Source organism: Dactylosporangium aurantiacum (genome assembly GCF_000716715.1).
GTDB classification, from domain to species: Bacteria; Actinomycetota; Actinomycetes; order Mycobacteriales; family Micromonosporaceae; genus Dactylosporangium; species Dactylosporangium aurantiacum.
Map to the genome: position 1 here is coordinate 1 of NZ_JNYJ01000186.1, position 280 is coordinate 280.

Below are 280 nucleotides of genomic sequence, written 5' to 3' on the forward strand. Positions count from 1 at the left end.
GCTGTCGGCGAGGCCGGCGTTGGTGGTGGGTGGCAGGCCGGTTTTGGTGAACCAGTCGATGTTGTAGCCGGGGTCGGTGGTGACGGTTTTGGCGTAGTTCGCGGCGGTGGCGGCGCCGGCGCCGTTGATGACGGCGATGACCTGTCCCCAGGCGAGGTGGCGGGGTTTGTCGCCGCTGTTCTTCACCGGTCGGGCGACGGGGACCATTTTGCTGGCGAGGTCTTTGTCCGGGGAGGATTTGGTGACCGCGGCGCGGCCGCCGATGGCGTCTTCGTAGAAG

1 pseudogene is annotated in these 280 nt (G+C 67.5%); it reads right to left on the reverse strand.

What is annotated here, in order from left to right:
- A pseudogene (locus OP18_RS59050) lies at window positions 1-280 on the reverse strand (ABC transporter substrate-binding protein); the annotation flags it as partial.